We start from the raw sequence: 243 nt of genomic DNA, 5'->3' as shown, positions 1-243 counted from the left end.
CCGAGATCACCGTGCCGGTGCCGGTGGCGGCTGCCGCCGATGACGAGCCGATCGCGATCGTCGCGATGAGCTGCCGCTTCCCCGGCGGGGTCCGTTCGCGCGAGGAGCTGTGGCAGCTGCTCATGGCAGGCGGCGACGCGGTCCTGGACTTCCCGACCGACCGAGGCTGGGACCTCGACGGCCTCTTCGACCCGGACCCGGACCAGCTCGGCAAGATCTACACCCGTAAGGGAGCCTTCCTCC

The 243-nt window shown here is 70.8% G+C and carries 1 protein-coding gene; it reads left to right on the top strand.

All coding sequences use genetic code 11. The features are described from left to right. Positions 1 to 23: 23 nt before the first annotated feature. The coding region (locus UK12_RS35935) for a beta-ketoacyl synthase N-terminal-like domain-containing protein (protein WP_442973943.1) at positions 24 to 243 on the top strand (220 nt) is incomplete at its 3' end.

Source organism: Saccharothrix sp. ST-888, from assembly GCF_000955975.1.
Taxonomy (GTDB): domain Bacteria; phylum Actinomycetota; class Actinomycetes; order Streptomycetales; family Streptomycetaceae; genus Kitasatospora.
This window is presented reverse-complemented; position numbering and strand designations above follow the sequence as displayed.